Origin of the sequence: Aquimarina macrocephali JAMB N27, from assembly GCF_000520995.1 — a bacterium.
Lineage (GTDB): Bacteria > Bacteroidota > Bacteroidia > Flavobacteriales > Flavobacteriaceae > Aquimarina > Aquimarina macrocephali.
Genome location: NZ_JACA01000007.1, coordinates 15,693 through 38,316, shown reverse-complemented (window position 1 = coordinate 38,316; position 22,624 = coordinate 15,693). Strand labels below are relative to the sequence as shown.

General features: G+C 33.6%; 21 protein-coding genes. 6 read left to right on the top strand and 15 right to left on the bottom strand.

Annotated features, from left to right (window positions below; genetic code table 11):
• Positions 1-8: 8 nt before the first annotated feature.
• The 4 genes from Z054_RS0107250 to Z054_RS0107235 all read right to left on the bottom strand — a co-directional run bounded on the left by Z054_RS0107250 (position 9) and on the right by Z054_RS0107235 (position 3,688).
• Positions 9-764 (bottom strand): hypothetical protein, encoded by a 756-nt coding sequence (locus Z054_RS0107250; RefSeq protein WP_024769417.1) that lies wholly within the window; start codon positions 762-764, stop codon positions 9-11.
• On the bottom strand, positions 761-1,183 hold the full coding sequence (locus Z054_RS0107245) for an ABA4-like family protein (protein WP_024769416.1): 423 nt from the start codon (positions 1,181-1,183) through the stop codon (positions 761-763). The genes Z054_RS0107250 and Z054_RS0107245 overlap by 4 nt, the downstream gene beginning before the upstream one ends.
• A 464-nt stretch (positions 1,184-1,647) precedes the next feature.
• Entirely contained in the window at positions 1,648-2,778 is a 1,131-nt protein-coding gene (locus tag Z054_RS0107240; RefSeq protein WP_024769415.1) for a PQQ-dependent sugar dehydrogenase, read from the bottom strand.
• A gap of 274 nt (positions 2,779-3,052) precedes the next feature.
• A complete protein-coding gene (locus tag Z054_RS0107235) occupies positions 3,053-3,688 on the bottom strand; it encodes a LysE family translocator (RefSeq protein WP_024769414.1) in 636 nt (211 codons plus the stop codon).
• A 122-nt stretch (positions 3,689-3,810) separates the two neighbouring features.
• Between Z054_RS0107235 and Z054_RS0107230 the strand changes: the two genes are divergently transcribed.
• Positions 3,811-4,263 carry an Lrp/AsnC family transcriptional regulator gene (locus Z054_RS0107230; RefSeq protein ID WP_158237279.1) on the top strand — a complete coding sequence of 151 codons (453 nt, stop codon included), beginning with the start codon at positions 3,811-3,813 and terminating at the stop codon, positions 4,261-4,263.
• On the opposite strand, the gene Z054_RS0107225 is transcribed toward Z054_RS0107230, so the two are convergent.
• The 3 genes from Z054_RS0107225 to Z054_RS0107215 form a co-directional block, all read right to left on the bottom strand.
• Complete coding sequence (locus Z054_RS0107225; protein WP_024769412.1) at positions 4,260-6,644, bottom strand: TonB-dependent receptor domain-containing protein; 2,385 nt, start codon at positions 6,642-6,644, stop codon at positions 4,260-4,262. The two genes, Z054_RS0107230 and Z054_RS0107225, sit on opposite strands and share 4 nt — an antisense overlap.
• A gap of 148 nt (positions 6,645-6,792) precedes the next feature.
• Positions 6,793-7,935: a helix-turn-helix domain-containing protein gene (locus Z054_RS0107220; protein ID WP_024769411.1), complete on the bottom strand. Its 1,143-nt coding sequence runs from the start codon at positions 7,933-7,935 to the stop codon at positions 6,793-6,795.
• 93 nt (positions 7,936-8,028) lie between these two features.
• Entirely contained in the window at positions 8,029-8,589 is a 561-nt protein-coding gene (locus Z054_RS0107215) for a Crp/Fnr family transcriptional regulator (RefSeq protein ID WP_024769410.1), read from the bottom strand.
• 288 nt (positions 8,590-8,877) lie between these two features.
• Between Z054_RS0107215 and Z054_RS28035 the strand changes: the two genes are divergently transcribed.
• From Z054_RS28035 to Z054_RS0107200, 3 genes are read left to right on the top strand one after another with little or no spacing between them, the layout of a single operon-like run.
• Positions 8,878-9,825 (top strand): GlcNAc-transferase family protein, encoded by a 948-nt coding sequence (locus Z054_RS28035; protein WP_024769409.1) that lies wholly within the window; start codon positions 8,878-8,880, stop codon positions 9,823-9,825.
• The gene (locus Z054_RS29985; protein WP_024769408.1) at positions 9,806-10,411 is read left to right on the top strand and encodes a prolyl hydroxylase family protein; all 606 of its coding nucleotides are present in this window, start codon (positions 9,806-9,808) and stop codon (positions 10,409-10,411) included. The genes Z054_RS28035 and Z054_RS29985 overlap by 20 nt, the downstream gene beginning before the upstream one ends.
• A gap of 13 nt (positions 10,412-10,424) precedes the next feature.
• Entirely contained in the window at positions 10,425-10,790 is a 366-nt protein-coding gene (locus tag Z054_RS0107200) for a hypothetical protein (RefSeq protein WP_152538487.1), read from the top strand.
• Between the two features lie 397 nt (positions 10,791-11,187).
• Here the strand turns inward: Z054_RS0107200 and Z054_RS0107195 are convergent, their stop codons facing one another.
• From Z054_RS0107195 to Z054_RS0107170, 6 genes are all read right to left on the bottom strand, one after another.
• Positions 11,188-11,697 carry a DinB family protein gene (locus Z054_RS0107195; protein WP_024769406.1) on the bottom strand — a complete coding sequence of 170 codons (510 nt, stop codon included), beginning with the start codon at positions 11,695-11,697 and terminating at the stop codon, positions 11,188-11,190.
• Between the two features lie 18 nt (positions 11,698-11,715).
• Complete coding sequence (locus Z054_RS0107190; RefSeq protein WP_241461397.1) at positions 11,716-12,714, bottom strand: NAD(P)-dependent alcohol dehydrogenase; 999 nt, start codon at positions 12,712-12,714, stop codon at positions 11,716-11,718.
• 264 nt (positions 12,715-12,978) lie between these two features.
• Entirely contained in the window at positions 12,979-14,625 is a 1,647-nt protein-coding gene (locus Z054_RS0107185; RefSeq protein ID WP_152538486.1) for a hypothetical protein, read from the bottom strand.
• A gap of 168 nt (positions 14,626-14,793) precedes the next feature.
• The gene (locus Z054_RS0107180) at positions 14,794-16,455 is read right to left on the bottom strand and encodes a 7TM diverse intracellular signaling domain-containing protein (RefSeq protein ID WP_024769403.1); all 1,662 of its coding nucleotides are present in this window, start codon (positions 16,453-16,455) and stop codon (positions 14,794-14,796) included.
• Positions 16,456-16,629: 174 nt separating this feature from the next.
• Positions 16,630-18,456 carry a serine hydrolase gene (locus tag Z054_RS29980; protein WP_024769402.1) on the bottom strand — a complete coding sequence of 609 codons (1,827 nt, stop codon included), beginning with the start codon at positions 18,454-18,456 and terminating at the stop codon, positions 16,630-16,632.
• Between the two features lie 64 nt (positions 18,457-18,520).
• Positions 18,521-18,964 carry a GNAT family N-acetyltransferase gene (locus tag Z054_RS0107170; RefSeq protein WP_024769401.1) on the bottom strand — a complete coding sequence of 148 codons (444 nt, stop codon included), beginning with the start codon at positions 18,962-18,964 and terminating at the stop codon, positions 18,521-18,523.
• A gap of 224 nt (positions 18,965-19,188) precedes the next feature.
• Between Z054_RS0107170 and Z054_RS0107165 the strand changes: the two genes are divergently transcribed.
• Positions 19,189-19,860: a DUF2293 domain-containing protein gene (locus Z054_RS0107165; protein ID WP_024769400.1), complete on the top strand. Its 672-nt coding sequence runs from the start codon at positions 19,189-19,191 to the stop codon at positions 19,858-19,860.
• Between the two features lie 92 nt (positions 19,861-19,952).
• Here Z054_RS0107165 and Z054_RS0107160 read toward each other — a convergent pair whose 3' ends face one another.
• A complete protein-coding gene (locus Z054_RS0107160) occupies positions 19,953-20,459 on the bottom strand; it encodes a hypothetical protein (protein ID WP_024769399.1) in 507 nt (168 codons plus the stop codon).
• A gap of 711 nt (positions 20,460-21,170) precedes the next feature.
• Between Z054_RS0107160 and Z054_RS0107155 the strand changes: the two genes are divergently transcribed.
• Positions 21,171-21,620, top strand: a complete 450-nt coding sequence (locus Z054_RS0107155; RefSeq protein ID WP_024769398.1) for a hypothetical protein — start codon at positions 21,171-21,173, stop codon at positions 21,618-21,620.
• A 44-nt stretch (positions 21,621-21,664) separates the two neighbouring features.
• Here Z054_RS0107155 and Z054_RS0107150 read toward each other — a convergent pair whose 3' ends face one another.
• Entirely contained in the window at positions 21,665-22,336 is a 672-nt protein-coding gene (locus Z054_RS0107150) for a sterol desaturase family protein (protein WP_024769397.1), read from the bottom strand.
• Positions 22,337-22,624: the final 288 nt, after the last annotated feature.

Here is a 22,624-nt window from a genome sequence, read left to right as displayed (position 1 = left end):
TAGTTTGATTATAGACTAATTAATGGCATACCTTGCTTAGCTTGATAGAAGGTGAATCCAATCCATGTGGCGTAAAGTAATCCAAAAATAGTTACCGAAATGACTTGATTTCTACTTGTGGCATTCCATTTATTAGATATCCATAGTGCGAATAACGGAATTATTTGTATGCTATGCAATCCAAAAAAATGAGCTACCCTTAAGTCACCACTTACACCAACATTATGAGACATTTCACTTATCATTTGACCACCAATCCAACTACCAAAAACTACGATTAACCAACCTAGAAGTATAGCCCATTGAATTGATTTAGACGTTTTTAATTTTAATCGGATAGTATCAAAGATAAATAACACCATAATTAAAACATTGATTACCGTTAGTATTCCCATTGCTGCAAAGAGTAATGCATCAAATTGAGACGATACATTATAGTGAGATTGCACTCCTCTAGATGCCTGATAAATAATGAGAAAAACTTCTATTAATAGTGTCCAGGTAACGATGTTATTGATACAATTTTTCTTTCTTTTTGAATACGGATATAAAGTCATAAGGTATCCTACTGTAAAGATATAAATGCCTACTGAGATTGAAAATTTTAAAGGTTTAATCCAAACATTCACTCCCATAAGTGTTCTTTCATCAATAAACCAACCAATCATACATCCAACAGCCAAAATTATATGGGTCATTACTACCCAATACAATATTGGACTTTCTTCTTTTACTGTGCTAAGTATTTTGTTTGAATATATCATGATTGTTTTTGTTTAAATGCTCTAATGATTATAAAAAGTAGAAATCCAATAGGTCCTAACATGAAAGTCCCAAAAAGACAAGGAGCCATTATTAATTGATGAATTTTTACTCCTTTATTTTGGTCTAGCATCCACATGCCTACCAGAAGATCAAAAGCTAGATAATGTACCCAGCCAGCCAGTACGGCATTTTCTTCTGTAAATAATGCCATAACCGAAGTAAGGCTTCCAAAATCTATTCCTCCACCTATTTGGATGGTTTTGAAAATATAGAAGACGTATATAAAAGACAGTAGTATCGGAACTACTTTGAAATCAATTAAGAACCGGGTAGCTTTCCAATTTGGAAAAAGAATCATAAGAATCCACATTGGCATAGCAATCATGCTTGATATAGAAAAAACTTCAGTGGGTGTCATAGTTATTTGTTTTAAAAAAGAATGGTTTAATGTATTTGATACTTCAAATATGTAGCTGTTAGAGAGAAGATGAAATACCTTTAGGTTCAACCATCGCTAAATATCCTTGAATTGTCAAATAGAACAATTCAAGGATGCTCTGATTAGGATAACCTAAGGCACGCTATATATAGGTCTAACTAAATAGTGAAAAGAAGTACGATTAAAAATTCTACAAAAGAAGAAAAGGAAATTTCCGAATAAATGGATTTTGGTTTACTAGTATCACTTAAAAATAAAGCCTTATAAAACGACCGTTTTATAAGAGTGGATAAATAAAAACGGTATAAAAACTAAAAAAAGCCCCACAGTGTTTTAAAACCTGTGGAGCCATGATAATAGTTTGATGATATGATTATAAATTAAGAATAATCAGTTTTTGTCATATCCTTGATTATGTTCTACGACAAGGTTTTTCTGAAGAATTACTTCTCAATTTTATTAATCTCTATAATACGATGTGTACTACTGGTATCTCCATACGAATTTCCGTTGGTAGCAATAAAGACACGTCCCTGAGGAGAAACCGCAATATCTCTAAGACGGCCAAATTTACCATTAAAGAACACTTCTTCATTGGTAATAGCAGTTCCATCGCTATTTAAAGTAAGCGCAATTATTCTTTGATCCTTTAAAACGGTCATCAATAATTTATTGGTCCATTCAGGAATTTTATCACTGGTATAGTATATCAGGTCAGAGGGAGCAATGGTGGGTGTCCATTCAAAAATAGATTCAATAACCTCTGTACCTGCTGCAAAAGTCTGTTCGTTTGGAGTATCAATTTTACCTTTTACATTGGGCCAGCCATAATTTTTGCCAGACTGTATGATATTTATTTCATCATCAGAACTTGGTCCGTGCTCAGAACTATATAGCTTGCCATTAGGGTGTAATACCAATCCTTGTGCATTTCTATGTCCCAAACTATATACATAACTCCCTGTAAAAGGATTATCAGAGGGAATAGTGCCATCTAGATTTAATCTTAAGGTTTTACCTCCCAAAGAATTCATGTCTTGAGAAAGGTTTGTGTTTCCTGCATCACCCGTAGTCATAATTAGGTGCATGTCGGGAGTGATCAACAAACGAGAGCCATCGTGGTTAGAGTTGGCAGGGATTTGGTCTATAAGTGTGGTTTCATTAGTTAACGTATTATTGGCATATGTAAACCGAACCAATCGTTCCAGTAAACCACTTCCTCCATTATACGTGTATACAACGTATACATATGGATTTGTATCAAAATTTGGGTGAAGTACCATTCCTAATAACCCACTTTCACCTACTTGTGATACGTTAGGAATAGTAAATACCAGTTGTTGTTCTCCGCTGTCAGGATTTATCCTGCTAATTTTTCCGTTACGTTCGGTAACCCATAAGAAATTATCAGGACCCCAAATTAGCTCCCAGGGAACGCTTAAGGTTTCTACTAATATTTTTGTTGCTTCTACAGGTTCACCTGTATCAGGATTTGTAGTATCGTCATCTCCTGAACAAAACCATAACAAAAATGAAATTAGTACAATACTTGCTAATTTTGATATTCGCTTCATAATATTTCTTTTTAAGTCAACAACTGAATCTTGTATAAGATAATGATTGTCAATAATTTGTATGATAATTGATAGTTGTGATTTCACCTATCAATTATTCTATATATTCTTATGAGAAAACAACATATCCAACTTTATTCTCAAAAGCTAATTACTTTCTCTTAATTATACAACGGTTAACTTATACGATACCCTACTTTTTTTCTAGATTTTAATTCTTTTTTAAGAATTGTTTACATGCTGTTATGAAAAGTTTTAATACTTATCTGAAGTATTATTTTTTACTTAAGGCTAATTTGATTCCTAGTAAAATAAAGAGAACTCCTGTGGTTTTATCCATCCAAAACTTCACTTTACTGTTCCCTCTGATCTTGTTTGCCAGCTTGGCAGAAAAGAATGCCAATATCATACACCATATTGTGCCTGTAGTTACAAAAGTAAACCCAAGAATTAGAAAAGGAATGGCACTTTTTGCATACTCAGGATTAATAAATTGTGGTAAGAATGCCAGAAAAAAGAGAGCAACTTTTGGATTAAGTAGATTGGTTAAAACACCTGACATGTATACTTTTAAGTAGTTTTGTGTTGTATCTTTTCTCTTAATTACTTCAGCAATAGCTGTTGATTTTGCTAACAATGATTTAATTCCCAAATATAGAAGATAAGCAGCACCAGCATATTTAACGATACTAAATGCAGTAGCAGATTTTGCTAATAGAATAGATAACCCAAGTGCTGCAAAAAGACAATGTAAAAGAGCTCCCGAAGATATCCCCAGAGCAGAGATCACTCCAGATTTTTTTCCTTGTGAAATGCTACGCCCTAAAATATACATAGTATCTGCTCCAGGTGTGAGGTTAAGCAGTATTCCTGCTAAAATAAAGGTTCCAAAATTGAGAATGCCAAACATAGGATTGTATTAGATTTTGATTCAAAATTATACGAAAGAAAGGAGACTAAGAAAACAAATCATTGGCTTATCTTTGTTTTTTCTGGAGAATATATCTTAATTATAACTAAAAACCAATGATTATGGTGAAAGACGATTTAGACTGGAAGATTTTAGAATTATTACAAAAAAATGCACGCTTGCCATTTGCACATATTGGTAGAGTAGTGGGGCTTTCTCCATCTGCTGTGGCAGAGCGAGTACAACGTATGGAAGATACAGAAGTGATCACAGGATATACAATGCAGGTAAATCCTGCTAAACTGGGATGGTCTCTTTCTGCATTCATTATGATGAGTGTAAATAGAATCAATTTTCAGTCTTTTACCGATGCACTGGATGCAGATGCGTATCCTGAAATGGTGGAATGCACCAGAGTCACCGGAAAAGACTGTTTAATAATGAAGTTTCATGTAAAGGATAGTAAACATCTTGAAGAAGTTATCAATCGTTTAGCACAACATGGAGATCCAACAACATTATTGATTTTGAATGAGTTAATGAAAAATGGTACAATAGGAAGATGTACTCATTAGTTACTTCTGTTTCTTTCCTCATCATTTCCAAAACCTCTTTGTTTACTCTTTATTTTATTATTTCCAAATGTATAGGATAGTGATATTCTGGCAAATCGAGGGCTATAATTTTGAGCATATACCGATTCTATACCATTTACTACAGAGGCTAGCCTACTATAACTTGATGTATCTAATATGTCATTCACCAATACCGAAAGCTGTAGTTTATCTTTAAACATACTTTGTTTTACTCCTAGATTTAGGTTGTAGGTTTCACTAATATCAAACAAGTTAGCTTTATGTGGTGAATTATATAAAAAGTTAACTTGTAATTTGGTGTTTTTACCTAATGTAAACGTATTATTTGTAGAAAAATAAAGCTGAAATCCATCTTCGGCATTAGCGTTTATTTTATTATCAATCACAGTTTTGTATCCAAGAACATATACCTGGTTCTGGCTTTTCCACCAAGGGAGCGTATTAAAAGAGAATGTTTCACCAACTCCCCAATTATAACTTTTATAATAGTTTTCTCGTATCACAGCTTGTACCTCGGTTTCTTGATCTGCAGTGAAAATAGTACCAAAACCATCAGTGGTAACATTAAGGAAAGCATTGGTAGTTAGTGTATTATTGTAGGTGTGATTAAATTCGAAACTATCTGTAAATGAAGGTTGTAAAAATGGATTTCCTTCAGAGAAACTATTACTATTCACATAAATTCTGAATGGATTTAAATTCCTAAAACCTGGTCGGTTAATACGTCTTCCATAATTAAGAGAAAATACGTTTTCATCATTTTTTTGATATGATATATAGGCTGTCGGAAAAAACTTTAAGTATTCGTTCGTATTGGTTTGGTTTAGGGTTTCTGAGAACCCTTCTGTAAGTGTGTTTTCTACTCGTAATCCGAGTTGAAATTCCCATTTTTCATTGATCTTTTTTGAAGCATTAACATATAATGCCTGAATATTTTCTGTGTATTCAAATTGATTGGAAGCTATAGGATCAAAAATAGGAGTACCCGTCTCTGTAGTGAAATTTTGTAAACCATTTATGGTTTTGATAAAACTAAGCTTACCACCATATGATAAATTAACAGATGGAAAAGGGTGTTCGACATCTATTTTTGCACTAAAATTATCGATACGTTGATCCGATAAGTTCATAGCTGCATAGTTGATCCCAACAAATTCACCGTTTGGTAAGAACGTATTCACTACATTGTCTTGTTTCAGGTTATTATCATAATCAAAATAATCAATATCAAAAGAGATTTTTCTATCCAGAGTATCCAGTGTAGTAATCATATGTAGGTTATACAGGTGGCTTTTTACCTTTCTATCAAAAAAACCTGTATTATCTAATATAGAATCTAATTGATTGGATGCATTAAAAATTTGAGTAGTAGATTGTACGGCATTATCCGGAGTATTTTGATTCCCCAGGTATTGTGCTCCTATGATAATATTATCTGTAATGTCATAATCTACCGATAAACGTCCTGATATATTATCTTTATTTGCCTTGTTATCCATATCCAATATCCATGGGCCATTGGGATAAAACACATCTACTTCTTCTATTTCTCTATTATTTCCTTTAGTACCATTAGCACTTACAGAAAATCGTAATTTGTTTTTGTTATAAAAAAAGTTGTTACGTAAAGTAGTAAAATGGTATGTATTCTGATTGTGGGACAGGGTAGTGGTATTCTTCCAGGAATTGTGTGCTCCTTTTTTGTAAACAATATTAATAAGTCCACCATTTCCTGCAGCTTCATATTTAGCTGGTGGATTCGTAATAATCTCTATTTTCTTAATATCACTTGCTGCTATGGCATTTAAAAAGTCTATTAGTTCTTCTCCGGATAGCTGTAATAATCGTCCATCAACCATTACGCGTGATGCACCTCTACCAATCATACTCAAGGTATTATTCTGGATGGTGACCCCTGGAGCTATTTTAAGAGCATCTAATGCATCTCCGCCACTGGCAGCAATACTATTTTCTACGTTAAACACCAAACGATCTGGTTTACGTTCTATTACTTTTTTGGTTTTGGTAATCACAACTTCATCAAGGCTGGTAGTACTGCTTTCGAGAGTAATATTACCTAAATCTACAACGCTATCTAGTACGATATCTTTTTGCCATTCGGTATACCCCATAAAACGTATTGCCAGTGTATAAGTTCCTTCTTTTGCCATTAGGGTGAAGTTTCCGTTTTCGTCAGTAATTGCACCTGTAATTACTGTACCATCAGAACCGGGCGTTGATAAAATAACATTGGCAAAAGCTATGGTTTCTGTTTTACTAATAACTTTTCCTTTGATTTCTAGTTGAGAAAAGCATAAGAAAGGACATAAAAACAATAAAGAAATAAAAATAGATCGCATCACAATTTTATATTTAAGATTAATTATGAAGCAAATATCATTTTTGAATACAACCTATGCGACCGATTAAAATAATCGAACGCTTTTGATCACCAAAAATGAGTTCGACTTTTTACAAGCAAACGTTCGACTTTTTGCAAAGCTCTGATTATGAGTTGTTTTTTCTGTATTGAGTAGGGGTGACGTTAGCGTATTTTTTAAAAGAAGTGTTGAAAGAAGATTTAGAGTTAAAACCAACTTCATACAAGATTTCGAGAACAGTTACCTGTTTTTTAGTAGGATCTTTTAAAATATCCATTGCATGTTGTATACGATATTCATTTACAAAATCAAAAAAGTGCTGATCCAGATGATGATTGATCAGAATCGATACTTCTCTAACGGGTAGTTGCAGATCATCTGCCAAATTCTGTATAGTGAGTGTAGGATTTAGATAAGGTTTTTGGTCGATCATATACGTTTTTAATTGTTGTATTTGATCCTGAATCACTTTATCGCCTGGGAGATTGATTACTGTTTCATTCTTTGTAATCATATTTTCTACCGGAAGTAATTTAGAATCAATTCCTCTAAAAAAACCTGGATTATACAATGCTTTTAAAATTAACCAGCATATAAAGCATAGAACCAGAAACACAACAATAATTCTGGCAATATTTACAGTTTGGAAATCATCATTATAAAACTTAAATATCGTTTTTGAAGTACTAACAACAAAGATGAAACTAGAAATAACGTTTAACTGAAACAACCATTTATGTTTTGCTGTGGTTGCATTAGAGTAGTTTTCCAGCATTATCTTCTTAGACTTTTTTAAGATGACAAAAATGGCAATGATATATGCTATAACCTGAATATGACCAATAATCATAGTGGAAATGGATTCTGGAGTTAGCAAATAATTATTCATAAAAGAAAGTTTGGCTTCTTGGCTTGCCAAATAAAATCTAGGTGTAAATATCAAAGTGCTTATTACAAATGGAAGTCCGTGTAACAGATGTTTTGGTTTCAGCTTAAAATCTATATAGATAACCGATAAGACAAAAAGATAAAGCACCGGACTTGAAAAAGATGGAAGATCCATACGTATCATTTCTAGCGTTAGAGGCATATCTATAAATCGATGGTAGAAAAAAGAACTGATATCGATGGCCACGAGGATAAGAAAAGCAGCAATAAGACGATTACTGGTTTTGTTTTTGGTTTTTACGGTTAATAAGAAGATGGCAAAAAGTGATGATATAAATACAATCATCAAGCTTATAATGCTAAGAATAGCGTAGTTATCCATTTAATAATTTAATACTTGTGTTTACCTTTGATGATATATAAGTTTTGAGAACCATACGGGATTCTCATAATTTCATCAAATATACTAACTATATTAAGATATCTCATGTAGCGCTCTATTAAGACTACGTAGCGTTATTCCTAAATAATCGGCTATATCTTGTTTAGAAAAAGCCATAGCTTCATCAGAAGAAAATTTCATTAATTTCTTAAGGTTATAGGCTATAGGATATGATTGTTGTTGGGATGCTCTAATCGCAGTATCTCGTACTTTATTGGCTAGTGCTTTTAATAACAATACATTAAGTTCTGGATGATTTTCCAGTAGCGTATAAAAATCTTTAACATCAACCTGGTATCCAGTAACCTCTGTTATCGTTTCTGCATTGCAAAAGCTAATAACATCATTAAAGATTTCTAATTCTCCGAGGATTTCACCAGTACTAAAAAACTCCTGGATAAAGTCTCGACCATTATCTTCATTTACATAACATTTTACCACACCACTTTTTATAATAAATATAGAGGGTACATATTTTCCTTGAATAATAATTTTTTCTTTTGAAATAAACTTCTTCTCTTTTACCATAGTACTTGCAGAAGATTCTGATAGTTGCGAAAAGAAATCTAATAATTCTTGATTGATCCTAATCATTTGAAAAATGCTTAAACAAACAGTCTTTTTTAGTTAAAAAATGATGCACGTGCAATATACTAAAGAAGTAGTATGATTATATAGATATTTTGATTCAATTATAGATTCTGGATCACGTCTGGAAAAGCAAGAAACCTCATTTCAAAAAGAGCATACCACTACCTCAATCTCCCTAAAGTTACATCACATTAGATCATACCTAAAAAGGGTAAATCACTGACTATTAATAGGTAAATCCCCCTTTTTTGAGAGACGAACCCATTGTATCTTGATAAAAATTTAGTTGTAATGACTCGTTTGGAGATAAAACTTATAACTGAAAAAGAAAGTAATATGCTCGAAAAGATATACATACAAATACCTGCATATCGCGATAAGGAACTGTCTAATACCGTTATTGACCTTAATAAAAAGGCAAAACATCCCGAAAGACTTAGAATCGTAATTGCATGGCAACACGGAAATAAAGAACAGCTTAAAAAAGAAATTTTTGACTATGGCAATGTCGAAATCCTCGATATTCACTATAAAGACAGTAAAGGTTGTAACTGGGCACGTAATTTACTTCAAAAACAATGGAAAAATGAAGCCTATACTTTGTATTTGGATTCTCATCATAGGTTTGTGAAAGACTGGGATCAGGAAACCATAAAAATGTTTAAAGTCTTAAAAGAAGAAGGTGTAAAAAAACCAATTATTACCGCATATCTCCCTTCTTATGATCCCGAAAATGAACCCGATGGTAGAATGAAATACCCCCTTAAAATCTATCCTTTAGAACGGGATAAAGGACTTCTTACTAAGTTAACAAGCTATCCTATTCCTCATTGGAAAAAAATTAAAAAACCACTTGTCGCACAATTTATCTCATTGCATTTTTTGTTTGCTGATGGTTTCTTTAATGAAGAAATTCATTTTGATCCAGAGATTTACTTTTTTGGAGATGAGGTTTTAACAAGCCTTAGAGCGTATACATATGGGTATGACTTGTTTCATCCTCATATTATCCTGGGGTGGCATTTATATGATAGAAAAACAAGAACACCACATTGGGATGATCATACTTCATGGTATAAACAAGAAGAGATGTCTTATAATAAAATGAAAATAATCTATACAACGAACATGACTTCTAATGCTATACTCGGGTTGGATAGAAAAGTGATTGAATACGAAAAACATATCGACCTTAAGTTGTATGATAATGCCATAGAAAATGAAGCAATCAATAGCTGAAATATTAAAAAAAGATAAAATCGTGTGTGTTGATGGTTTTTTATCTACCTCGATGTGTACTACAATATTAGAAGAACTCGAATATTCTTTTTGGAAACGCAGTACAGTAATAGATCCAAGGATACATGAGAGTCATCTTAGCAATACCCGGGTTAGTAAAAGTGCAGATCAGGTGTTATTTACAGATACCCTTTTAGAGGTGGTAGAGAAAATAGAGAACGATATCAAATCATTATTTGAGGTGGACCTGAATAGATTAGAGCATTGGCAAGCGACAAAATATGCTAAACACGGTAAGTTTGATTATCATTATGATAGCGGAGCCTGGAGGGAACATTATGCAGGAGAGCGAAAGAAAACCTATTTGTTATATCTCAATACACCTAAAAAAGGAGGCGCTACACATTTCAAAAATTTAGACATCAGAGTTAAACCAAAACAAGGAAGGTTATTGGTCTGGGATAATTTACTACCAGACGGAAATTGTAATTATGATATGTTGCATGCAGGATTACCAATTGTTAATGGTAAAAAAACAACATTGGTTACCTGGGAAAGACAAAAAGAAATACGACAAAAACTCTAAAATTGAAACGCATATGACAAAAAAAATCAAAAATTTAAAAGCCGAAAGTTCTAAAATACCTAAAGTATCAAAGTCTCATATAAGAGATAAGAACCTTGTTATTTCTGTAAAGAACCAAGAGAAAATTATAAAGGATGTTATAAAAAAGCATGGACCTATTATTGATCTTGAAAAAGACCCACAATTACTAATTGATATTCTGGTTAAATTTAAACCACAGTTTTATGGACCCGATGGAGGGTTACCACCGGGAGGAGTGCCTGATCCACCACCACCGCCAGGACCATCTTCATATAGAGGTATTGAGAATGTGCATCTTATGAAAGAAATTCTAAAACTGAATAAGAAAATGAGTAGTATAAAAAAACGACTCAAGTAAGCTTAAACCTGGATTGTGCAGTAGATTTTCTAATACATAATTCGGGTTTGCTATGTATTAACCTGAGTTCGAGTAATCTGAAATGCGTCAGTTTGAGTGAAATTCTGTTAAGAATTTTGTATCGAAAACAAGCATTTCAATGCTAAAAACCTATTCTCGATACAAATTTTACTCATTCTAATCGTAAAATTCACTCGAATTGACAGTTTTTATGCCCTTTAAATATTAATCAATTAGTATCGGACCGAGCTTTTCTAAACCTATATAACCATCAAAATAAGTAAACAAACTTCCAGAAAGGCTCTGTTTGATCAATTCATTTTAGAAAATGTATTATTCTAAAATATTCATTTAAGGGTAATACACTCTTTTTCTTTTGGTGTTATACTAAACCCTGTTATTCGATCTTTAATTCTTCAATAGCAGCTATGTGGTGATCATCGTGTTCTGCAACAAAAAGAAATAAATCCATGGTACGCATTGGTGTTTTTAACCTGGGATGCAATGCATGTTTGTAGATTTCCTTTTCGGTAAGTTTGTGAAGTTGGCTAACAGTTTCAGAACGAATATCTAAGAATTCATTGAGCAAATCATTACGATCTCTAAGATTATGTTGTGCAAAATCTGTTTTTTTATTTTGCAGATCGGCTGGTCTTAACTCCAATTTATTGGTTAAAATATCATTAAGCCTTCCTTGCCAGATGGGTTCTAAATCGATCAGGTGTCCAATATTTTCCTGGATAGACCATTTTCCGTTTTTCTTACTGGTTAGCTGTTCTTTTGTTAGGGAATCTATTGTATTCTTGATGACAGAGGGTGTTTCTTCCAGTCTTTTGAGTAGTAAAGGGAAGATGTTTTCTTCAAAAGAGAAGTCAAACTTTCGATCAAACCATTTTGCTCGTTTCATATATTTATTCTTTTTAATTTAGGCTTCAGATGTGATAATTATTTTTCCCAGAACCAGCCCTTCTCCAAAATACTGAAATGCTTCGATACCTTCAGACAATGGGTAACATTTATCAATAACGGGTACTACTTTTCCAGCATCACGTAGTGCCAGCATATGATTTATATCTTCTTTATTCTGTTTATGCATTAGCAATCCCATTTTCTTATCAGTGGTTTTTGAGATCAAGGGACCGCAAAAGAGAATTTGTAAAAGGCGACGCATAGAACCACCTGCCATAACATATGCTCCTTTAGGTTTTAATATACGTTTAAAATCAAAAACAGAGCGACATCCTACAATATCAAAAATCAAGTCGTATTGCTGTTTGTTTTTGGTAACATCTTCTTGAGTATAGTCAATAACATAATCTGCACCGATTGATTTCATTAGGTCTAGTTTCCTTGCGCTGTCTACACCAGTTACTTCGGCACCCAATGATTTGGCGATTTGTATCGCAAATGTACCTGCACCACCACCAGCACCATTGATCAAAACTTTTTGTCCGGGTTTAATCTCTCCATTATAACGAAGTCCTTGTAGAGCGACAACACCTGCTTGTGGTATAGCCGAAGCTTCTTCAAATGTTATATCTTCAGGTTTGGGCAAGAGTAACTCCTGATCTACACATACATATTCTGCAAAACCTCCCCAATGCAAAAATATATCTCCGAATACCTCATCACCGGTCTCAAACTGGGCGACTTTATTTCCTACGGCAATAACCTGTCCGGCAATATCAGAACCAAGAATATGATATTTGGGTTTTATAAGGCCCCAGATACGAGCAAAGAAAGGTTTTCCTCTTAGGAGTTCCCAATCTGATGAGTTGATAGCAGTTGCATGAATTTTGACCAGTACCTCATTATCTTTGGGCGTAGGTATCAGAATATCTTTTAGGGTAAGCACATCAGACGAACCGTATTTGTGATACATCAAAGCTTTCATTTGAGTATCCTGTTCTATACTGTGCCCCATGTGTATTTATGATTGGTGTGTATGTATAGGACGATTACCTTGGGGTATTGTTACATCATTATTATGAATCTGATTTGGTTAATCATTGTTTTAGCATATTTCAAAGCTCTAGAAGTACATATGCAAGTTCTATGGGGCTATACATAGATGATAACCAGATACTAGTATTAAGGAAAATAAATAGGAGAGAGGTATTTATCAAAAATAAGAAAGCAGGATTGTATTTAATACAGTCCTGCTTTAAAAATAAAAACCAAGGATAGATTAATCACAAGTTGTGGTTACTTCTTTAACATTACTTTGTGTTTCTATAAGGTTGTCTAGTTTCATGGTTCCTCTTACGGTTATTTCAACAAAATCACTTCCTATTGTTGTAATTACTCCATCAAAATTGTTAAAACTGAATTGAGATACGATTTCATTTCCTGTTAACGTTTCGTTAGTTGAAGTATCTGTACCTCGAACACGATAGCGTTGTACAAAAGGTATAATTACATTTTTATAACTTTGATAAGCATCATATACAAGAACTCCTGTTTTTGGTAATACTTCTATGGTACGATTACTAAAAAAAGTTTGAGTTTTTGATACCGAATTTTCACCAAATCCAGTATTAGATGTTGTCATTCCTTTGGATACGCTATATCCTGTAGAGACCGTTGTGGTTACATCAACTCCAACTCCAAAGAATTTGGCAGAAGCAGATGCTTCTACAGAAGCAGATACTTCATATGTGCTTTCTGAGGAGAGTTCTATAGATTCTTCCCATCCTATTGTTGTGCTTGATTCTTCACTTATTTCTGCTCCGACTTCTTGTTCTAATGTTCCTTGACTACAGTTTACCAGAGTACTATTAAACCCAAAAGAGGTTTCTGCTGCGGGAAGAATGGGTTTCATAAATTCGGTTTTTCCAAAAGAATCAATTTTCCATTGTATGGTAGCTGGGACAATTCTTAGATTTGCAAGTTGGTAATATTGGTCTTCAGAACCTGTGCTCATGAAATGACCATCAATAGCATTAGCATTTTTTGATCTTAAAATATATCCATGTGTGTTGTTTTTTATGTAAACGCTACCATCATCATTCGTTTCTATAATAAATTCATGTTCTTCGGTAGCAAGATTTTGATTGGCTAACTCTTCGTATACAAAAGAAGAATAAATATTACCTTGTATTGTTCGCCAGTAATGATTTGACCCTACTGCACGAATATAGAATGTAGCTTCTTTTCCTGGTACAGGGAACAGATAATATTGTGCTTTTATTTTATTTGTTGCATTAAATGCATCTTTAATATACCTAGAATAAAAATCGCCACTAGAATTTTTTAAAATAGCAATACCAAGATTTGATAATTCTCCATCTACAACTACCTGAAAATGATAAGGTATTGCTGAATTAAATGATATGGGTTTCTTTTTTTCAGCCAATGTATTAACCGATATTTTTAGAGCGGTACCGTTTTTTTGAAAAGAGACTTTTGTAAAAGTTTCAATTTGTATTGTTTTTCCATCTTTATCTTTGATATCTATTGTAACAGAAACTCCTTCTTTAAGCTCATTAACTGCTGCATCTGATAAATCTTCAATCGGAAATGAGATACTTGCTACATTGGTAAATTCATTTAACACCAGACTCCTGGAATATTCTCCCTGAGTAGCATCAATTTTTACTTCCGCAGTAGCGGGCGAATATCCTTTTTTTGCCACATTACGAGCATCTATGATTATCCCAATATCCCCTTTATTTGCTTCGAGATCTTCTTTACTAATACCATCTCCTTCATTAATATCAGATATGGGTTGTTCTGACTCTGGTGTAGCAGGTTCATCATCTTTACTACAAGAAGTCAATGTTATGATACCTGATAAGAATATGTAAATGGCATATTTAAAATACTTGATTTTCATGATTTGTGTTTTGATTAGTATACTTGTTTTTGTTCTGGCTAAACTATAAAACAAAGCAACCCAATCCCGGAAATTGGGGTGGACAAAATCATGGACAATTTAAAAAACCTAGTAATAATAAGGTTTAAGAGAGGAGGTGTAGAACAATAAAACAGAGAGAAAGTAGTGCTATAAGCTTTCGATTACGGTATCGATATCGATGTTTTCTGTGTCGGATATCTTTTTCTTAAGACGATATTTTGTTTTGACTACGCTATCAGGATTGATTCCTAACATGCCGGCAATTTCTTTATTCGATAAATGAAGTTTTAGCAATGCAATCATACGAATCTCTGCATTGGTTAATTTAGGGTATTTAGATTTTAACGTATAAAAGAAATTTGGATGTACTTCTTCATATAGTTTTTTAAAACCTTCCCAATCTTCTTCTGTAAGTATAATAGATTTGGTTAGCTGTTGCAGGTTTTCTTCTTTTTGTGGTAGTGTATTTGTTGATTTTTCAATTTGTTGCTCAAAAGCTTCAATGAGTTTATTTTTTTCTCGTATTGAATTAGAGAAATTATTAAGCTGCTGTTTACTCAATTCTAATTGCTTTTGCGTAGAAAGCAATTTAACTCTGGCAGCATTTTGTTCCTGGTTGTGGAGATAAAATATTCCAAATAAGAATATAATTTTTTCAATGGCATTTCCGGTAATAGAATATGAAAATGTCTGTACCATTTCATCATTGTATTGGGTAATCCAGGTGATAGTTGCACCAATAACAATAAACAAGGTGCCGAGCAGAATAAAATATTTAAATTTCCCCGGGATTACCATAATAAGAAAGGTACTCACCAATAAAAACATAAGATTGGTGATATTTACTTTTGGTAATACGCTATAATATGTGGTCATATTGGTAAGAGAAAGATAAAATAGCAGTATTACGGCCAGTATAGCCAATACGATATAGCCTTTAAAGATTCCACTTACGATCTTATTATATTTTTCAATCTTTAAATAGTTATGTACAAATAGAAGATATAATGAAGCAGTGATAGGAAGAAATATACTATGTGAAATTGGCCAGGTAAATGATAGCAGGGTTGGGATTTGATAATACCCTGTAAAAAACAATACATGACTAATACTATAAAAAGCATAAAAGATATAGCTCTTTTTAAATGCAGTGACCATAAGGTAAAAATTGGCTAGCAACACCAGAAATAGTACTCCAACATAGATGCTACTACTCCATAAATCAAATAATGCTTTTTCTTTTACTACTGCACGATCACTTATGTATACAAAATCAAAGCTTTTAAAGGAAACATTGTATAAGGCTCCGGGCATTTTTATATAATACGTTCTATTGGTATTAGGGAGCAGGTAATCCAGAATTTTACCATCTGCATTTTCGCCACTATATAACTTATTATTAAAGTTATTAGGTAGCACGCCCTGGCGTTCTGTAAAAAAGCTGTTTCCTTTGTTTTTGGTGAAAAACTGTACATCCCAATCATTAGAAAAGATTACAAAATCTCTTCGTACATCCGAGGTGTTTTCTATTGTAAACTTTAGCCAGATGATCGCATTACTATTATATGCAAAACCATTTTTTCTCGATGTAAAATGGTGTTGAAAGTTTTCTGCACTAATATGTTCAAAAGATAAGCTTGTTGTATCTTCAAAAACAAGAAGCACTGTGTCATCCAGGTATTCTTTTTCTAGTGCGTTATCAGTAAGCTCATATTTCTGAGCGTAGCCAGTAATTAGATGAGAAAAAAATAAAAAAAAGAATAAACCAACAGGTTTAGAAGTAGTTTTAAATATTTGTTTTGCAATCATTTAGTTTATAGTATACTGTTCGTATAATATATGGGGTAGTTAACTATATGCAGTAAACTGTAGCTAAACATACGAACATTACCCGAAAATGGGTATATGTTACGCTAAGTTTTTATAAATATTATGTTATTATTAAGAGATTTGAGTTTTCGAATATGTATCCAAAAAAAGGAATTACTCGGTATTACTTTGCTTTTTCTGCTCTATTTTTTCGATCATGTTTAGTGCATTCGTATTTTTCTCATTAAGGCTATACGATTTTTTGTAGTTCTCAATGGCCAGATCCAGATCTCCGATTTTCATACAGGCTTCAGCATAACTGTCATATACATTAGAGCTCTCTGGATAGAGTAGCACATTGACTTTAAATATATTTTGTGCTAACTTTAAGTTTTCGATACCCATAAAACGATATCCTAATCGATTTAGATTGTTTTCTGAAACTGCTGGATCATCCGCATTGGTTTTCATCACTTCCTGATACGCTTTCAGACCTTCTTCAAAATTACCTTCTTCAAGGAATTCAAAAGGAATTTTTTCGTCTTCTTTCATCAATACCAGAGTAGATTCAACTGTTTTTTTCATAGGATGTATAAGTAGCATATTTAATTGCCCACTCTCTGCATCGGTTGTAAACTGAACAGGTTGGTTTTTTTCTCTACTAATATACGTGCTATCAGATACCTTAAATAAAGCTACTGGTTCTGTGCCCAGGTCTTTTTTGAATAACTGATTATTAGTGTGGTATATTTCGATCAAATTATCGTTTTGCAGACGATATCGACCACTAATTTCTTTAAGTTGAGCAGCATTCATCTCCTTTTTCTCATACGTTGGTACAAAATCATCCCATGAATAGGAAAGTGCTACCGATCGAATCAATTCTGAAATAAAATCAGGATGATTAGAATTGGTTAATACAACCACTCCGTACCCTTTATCTTTATGCGCTATCATTTCACTTGAAAATCCTTCGTCCCAGCCTCCGTGGCCAAAGTAGATTTCGTCTTCCATTTTATTTATAAAGATGCCTAATCCACTAAAATCTTCTACAAACGGAGTTAGCATTTTGGTAGTCATATCCTGGGATAATGCAGCTTTACTTTCTCCTTTTAATGTCTGCTGTATATTAACCGCAAATTTACCCAGGTCCTCTGCAGTAGTCCATAGTCCTGCTGCGGCCATTTCTGGATAAGTATGTCGTTTCCCTTTGGTCATAGAACCATCTGGCAAATAACCGGTTGCTGCCATTTTAAATTGCTCACTTTGTAAGGGTTGATCATATGTACTATTACTCATTTGTAAAGGCTGCAATACCAACTCACTCATAAGTTGTGGAAATGGCTTTTGAGCTACATCGATCATCATTTGTTGCATCACTGTATATCCTCCTCCAGAGTATCGAAAACTCTTTTCTGGGATTTTATCTACAAAGATAGCCCCAGAATTGGCTGGAGATTCTCCGTTTAAGACTTGTACCAATGTAGGTACAGGCAGATCAGGGCTGTACCCTAAAAAGCCATGTAAGGTTAGTCCTCCAGAATGATTAAGAAGATGCTTGAGCGCAACTTTCTTTTCTTTAGTGAATTCACTGTCTGGTAATTTCCAGGATTGTAAATAGGTATTTACATCTTTATCAAGATCTATTTTACCTTGTTCTACAAGTGTCAATGCTCCGTATGCTGCTACAGGCTTACTAATAGAACCTGCCTGAAAAAGTGTTTGATTCGTGACAGGAGATTTAGTTTCCTTGTCTGTGATACCATAGCTTTTTATCCAATCGATCTTATAATCTTTAATAACTGCAATGCTTACTCCCGGAACTCCGTAATGTTTCATACGTTCTTCTATAGTCCATGTCGAATCTCCTTTAATATACACGGGATGACTAAGATTTGTTTCTACCAACTTTACGTGATCGGGTGCAATTACCGCTTCGGGAGTGGTAGAGCAGGACATAAAAAAAGAAAGGACAGGGAAGAGGAATACGAATTTTTTCATGATGAATTTGATTGATGATTGTGTTTGATGTGCTTAAAGTTAGTAAATATAATAATGGATAGTGTTAGTCATCATTTTTTAGTTCAAAATTAATAAGAACAATAGGATCTTTGTCTTCTATTCCGCCTGCAGCGGCATAGGCTTTTCTTGCTGCAGTATTAGAATGTTCTGTTGCAAGCCAAGCTTCCTTACAATCTAATTGTTTTGCATAATCACATAAATACCTGGTAATTTTGCGTCCGATTCCTTTATTATGGTATTCACCCAGTACAGAGACTTCATCTATAAAGAATACAGGATCTTTATCGGGATGGACATAGTGAAATCCCGAGGCCATTGCGACAATTTGAGTACCATCATATCCTAATACCATGTGATGTCTGGGATCATTTATAAATTCTTTGGCCCGATTTGTTTTTATGGGGTGATCAAACAAGGTATCTCCTACCTGTTCCATAGCAGAGAGGTCTGCTTCGGTAGCTAGTTTTAGTGCTATATGTTCTAACATGATTGACAATATGTGTTTATACCAATGTACTCTTTTTTTGAGTACCGATACTTCTTTTTGTCTTGCAAATCAAAAACTTAACATTGCGGGTATCTCTAGTCATTCATTCTATAACAACTGTAAGTTCCTTCATCAAAAATGTGTATGTATCAATATACGTGATGTTTTAAGATGAATTCAATACTAAAAAATGTATTTTCGTCTCCTTCTAAAACAATTTATATTTGGCTACAACTTCTCAGAATATATTTCTAACGAAGAAAGAAAAACTTCGATGTATACAATGTGGTAAACGCATTCTTGTTGGGAAATCATTTGTTGCAGAAAGCGAAAAACACAAAGGAACCTGTTTTAGCTGTTCTCCGTTTGGTGGGTATGTATTGTTACCGCCAGGAGATGCTGCAATGACCCGTAGATCCAGGAAACATTCTACCTTGTGCGGAGTAGTATGGGCATGGAATCAACGCCGAAAGCGCTATGAGCGACAAGGGCAGTTGGTGGAAGAAACTGCTATAGAGAAAGCAAAAACAGAATGTGAGAAAGATCAAGGTATCCGTGCAGAAAAAAATAGAAAAGCAGCTATAGTACGAGAACAACAAGACAAAGAATATATTATTAATTTCGCCATCGCTATTAGAAGACGATACCCTAATTGTCCAACAAAACGGGAGTTTGATATAGCAAAACATGCATGCGAGAAATATAGTGGTAGAGTAGGACGTACAGCAAATGCTAAGGAATTTGATGATAAAATGATTGATCTTGCAGTAGAAGCTCATATACGACATGCCGAAACTAATTATGACAATCAGTTTGGTAAAGGGAAACGTAAAAAAGAAATCCGAAAAGAAGTACGATCAGATATCAATCAGGTATTAAAACACTGGAAAAAGTAATGTTCAAAAAAGAGGCATGCTCATAGCACTAAATAAAAAGAAGCAGACTTCACATAGAAGTCTGCTTCTTTACTATCAATACTGTGAATTCTTTATCTGTATACTGAGTAAGCTAACACACAAGAATTACTTTCTCTTTCATTGCATGTCCAAAATACGATGTTGGCACTAATAAAAGCAGCTCCGGCAGAACTAGTTAATTGATTTACGTGTGCCTGTAGATCATCTTGATAGTGATCTAAATTGATATCTCCATCACCGTCAACATAATAGATCATACTTTTGTAGTGTGTAGAAACAGCTCCTGTTGGTGGCCATATACGAGGATACGTAGTACATTCTTTTACAAAACGCTCGAACTCTGATGAGGCATCATCGCTACATCCTTCATCTCCGTGAAGTGTACAATTAGCCTTAGCTTGAGTAGGAACAAGTTTACTTAATTCCTCTGCTGTAGCCTGGCGATGTTCTACAGTACCCACTAATTCCAAATATGGATTAGTCTTAACAATTTCTGGTTGTTCTGTATTCGTTTCACAAGAGGTAAATAATACTAGGAATACTAATAGACTTGATAAGATTTTTGAGTGTAATTTCATTTTATATTATTTATTGGTTAATACTTCTACTAAATAACTAATTATCTGCCTGATAATATTCAGTTTATATTTTAAGAATATGTAAAGAAAGCAATTCATTTTACGGGGAAATTTCACCTATTCATAATGATGAATTAACAAGTAAATAACGTACTGTATTTTGAAGAAAATGTTTATACTACTGGCTATACATCATAATTTACTTGACACCTAGAGTTTATGCAAAGAGCGGCACAATCACCCTATTGTCGAAGCATATTAATTGCTGGATTATGGAATGAACTATTTTGAGACAGAACCTCGATAAGTTCTTTAAATTAAACACTCGATCATCTACGGTAGCACCATATAAAGTTATGTTTATACAGAAACGGTGGATTTAGATTTAGATTTTATATTAGAAGATACAAATGATTATAATGAGTATAAATAAGGAGTAAATATGCAAGTCGTTTTTTCAGATTGCAGATTAATTATTATATTATGGCTGTTGTATATTTAGGGAACACTATAAAAAGAATTACCTCGGGTATGTTATTTTAATAATTGGAAGGAATACGTACTTCGAAATGCTTAGTACAGCAAGGTTGTTGAGCCCTCTCTTAGCATAGAATGATAAGGATTTTATCAAAAAAAGTAGCTAAACAGACAACTAGCACAACAACTTATATAATGTAACGTTTAAAGGGGCTTAAAATATATACAGATATTATGGGATATATAAAAGATTCTCCTTTCTACAAAGATGCAATACATGAATTTAATTACCCTAGTGGTAATTATTACCTGTTTGATACTTTTGTAGTTGCAGAGATTAATGAAGGAGTGTTATTTACCTGGGATGATCATGCCAAACCCATTACTGAAGAATTTGCCCATCTGTATGATAATAATGGTGAAGATATTGTATATATCTCAAACCGCGTGAACTTATATTCTGTAAAACCGAGTGATTGGGTTAAGTTTTTTAGAAACGGCTATAAACTAAGAGGATATGCCGTGGTAAGTTATACCTCCAGGGGGATTTTTAATTCTTTGATAGAAAAACTCTTTATGCGAAACAGTTTCCAGAGCTTTGATAATCTTGGAGATGCCATTACATGGGCAAAAGAACTAGTTCAAAAAATAGAAGTAGATTCTGAAAATGAGCAAAGCGTATAAGCATACTTTTTTCTTTTCTTATTGAGTATATAGTAATTGATAAATTAATTATTCTTTCTACTATAATACGTGCGAAAAATCCTATCCCAGATCACAGTATAAAACCCAAAATTGTATTTTGAATACTCATGATGATCTCTGTGAAAGATGTTATTACCAAATAGTAAGACCCGTTTATTCGAGGACGTATTTAGGTGTGATACTACTCCGATCACCCAATTAAAGAATAGAAAGAAAATAAAACTATAGAAATTAAGTGATAGTAAGAAAGGGAGTAGAGTTAGTATGCAACCAAAAAGAATCGCCTCCAGAGGATGCATCACATATAGGCTGATCTCGTTAAAACTATAATGCTCATGATGTTTTTCATGTGCTAGTGTAAATGGCCAAACGTAGTGAGAGGCATAATGAAATATATACATCACAAAATCAACAACAACAAAGAGTATTATAAAATCCCGTATAAGATTATCATTAGTAAAGATAATTTTGGAGTTGATAAACAATAGATATCCGGGAATTGCAACTAGTACATTGATTATCATAATTGTAATAGAAAGAGTAACATCTTTCTTTTCGATGGGTAACTTTTGATGTCGATAAAAAGAAGACCAAAGATAGCTAATCAGAATGGTACATAAGAACATAGCTATATTAGCCACAAGCAGTAGTCCCCAAAAATAGAAAGGGTTATGTAGTTTATAAAGATGATCCAATGTTTGCAATAGTATTGATTATAGCTGATGTACAAATCTAATGGATTTTTCTTTATTAATGTCCGGGCTTCGGCTTCGTGTTTCCTGAGCCCTTCGGCAAGCTCAGGACAGACCTGTCGAAGGGCTCAGCCCTCGATTTGAATGAAAGAATGACTTCTCCTTAACCCTGAGGCTCTCGAAGGGTGAGATTGATCGAGATAAAAATTGGGCTTCGAGAGCCTCAGCCCACAATACGAATAAAGCAACGAATCCCGAACCCTGAGCTTAGCCGAAGGGATAAACAACCAA

Bases quoted from the DNA above. Each gene is read 5' to 3' on its own strand.
- Z054_RS0107250 (WP_024769417.1), bottom strand. From the start codon at position 764: ATGATATATTCAAACAAAATACTTAGCACAGTAAAAGAAGAAAGTCCA.
- Z054_RS0107245 (WP_024769416.1), bottom strand. From the start codon at position 1,183: ATGACACCCACTGAAGTTTTTTCTATATCAAGCATGATTGCTATGCCA.
- Z054_RS0107240 (WP_024769415.1), bottom strand. From the start codon at position 2,778: ATGAAGCGAATATCAAAATTAGCAAGTATTGTACTAATTTCATTTTTG.
- Z054_RS0107235 (WP_024769414.1), bottom strand. From the start codon at position 3,688: ATGTTTGGCATTCTCAATTTTGGAACCTTTATTTTAGCAGGAATACTG.
- Z054_RS0107230 (WP_158237279.1), top strand. From the start codon at position 3,811: ATGGTGAAAGACGATTTAGACTGGAAGATTTTAGAATTATTACAAAAA.
- Z054_RS0107225 (WP_024769412.1), bottom strand. From the start codon at position 6,644: ATGCGATCTATTTTTATTTCTTTATTGTTTTTATGTCCTTTCTTATGC.
- Z054_RS0107220 (WP_024769411.1), bottom strand. From the start codon at position 7,935: ATGGATAACTACGCTATTCTTAGCATTATAAGCTTGATGATTGTATTT.
- Z054_RS0107215 (WP_024769410.1), bottom strand. From the start codon at position 8,589: ATGATTAGGATCAATCAAGAATTATTAGATTTCTTTTCGCAACTATCA.
- Z054_RS28035 (WP_024769409.1), top strand. From the start codon at position 8,878: ATGACTCGTTTGGAGATAAAACTTATAACTGAAAAAGAAAGTAATATG.
- Z054_RS29985 (WP_024769408.1), top strand. From the start codon at position 9,806: ATGAAGCAATCAATAGCTGAAATATTAAAAAAAGATAAAATCGTGTGT.
- Z054_RS0107200 (WP_152538487.1), top strand. From the start codon at position 10,425: ATGACAAAAAAAATCAAAAATTTAAAAGCCGAAAGTTCTAAAATACCT.
- Z054_RS0107195 (WP_024769406.1), bottom strand. From the start codon at position 11,697: ATGAAACGAGCAAAATGGTTTGATCGAAAGTTTGACTTCTCTTTTGAA.
- Z054_RS0107190 (WP_241461397.1), bottom strand. From the start codon at position 12,714: ATGGGGCACAGTATAGAACAGGATACTCAAATGAAAGCTTTGATGTAT.
- Z054_RS0107185 (WP_152538486.1), bottom strand. From the start codon at position 14,625: ATGAAAATCAAGTATTTTAAATATGCCATTTACATATTCTTATCAGGT.
- Z054_RS0107180 (WP_024769403.1), bottom strand. From the start codon at position 16,455: ATGATTGCAAAACAAATATTTAAAACTACTTCTAAACCTGTTGGTTTA.
- Z054_RS29980 (WP_024769402.1), bottom strand. From the start codon at position 18,456: ATGAAAAAATTCGTATTCCTCTTCCCTGTCCTTTCTTTTTTTATGTCC.
- Z054_RS0107170 (WP_024769401.1), bottom strand. From the start codon at position 18,964: ATGTTAGAACATATAGCACTAAAACTAGCTACCGAAGCAGACCTCTCT.
- Z054_RS0107160 (WP_024769399.1), bottom strand. From the start codon at position 20,459: ATGAAATTACACTCAAAAATCTTATCAAGTCTATTAGTATTCCTAGTA.
- Z054_RS0107155 (WP_024769398.1), top strand. From the start codon at position 21,171: ATGGGATATATAAAAGATTCTCCTTTCTACAAAGATGCAATACATGAA.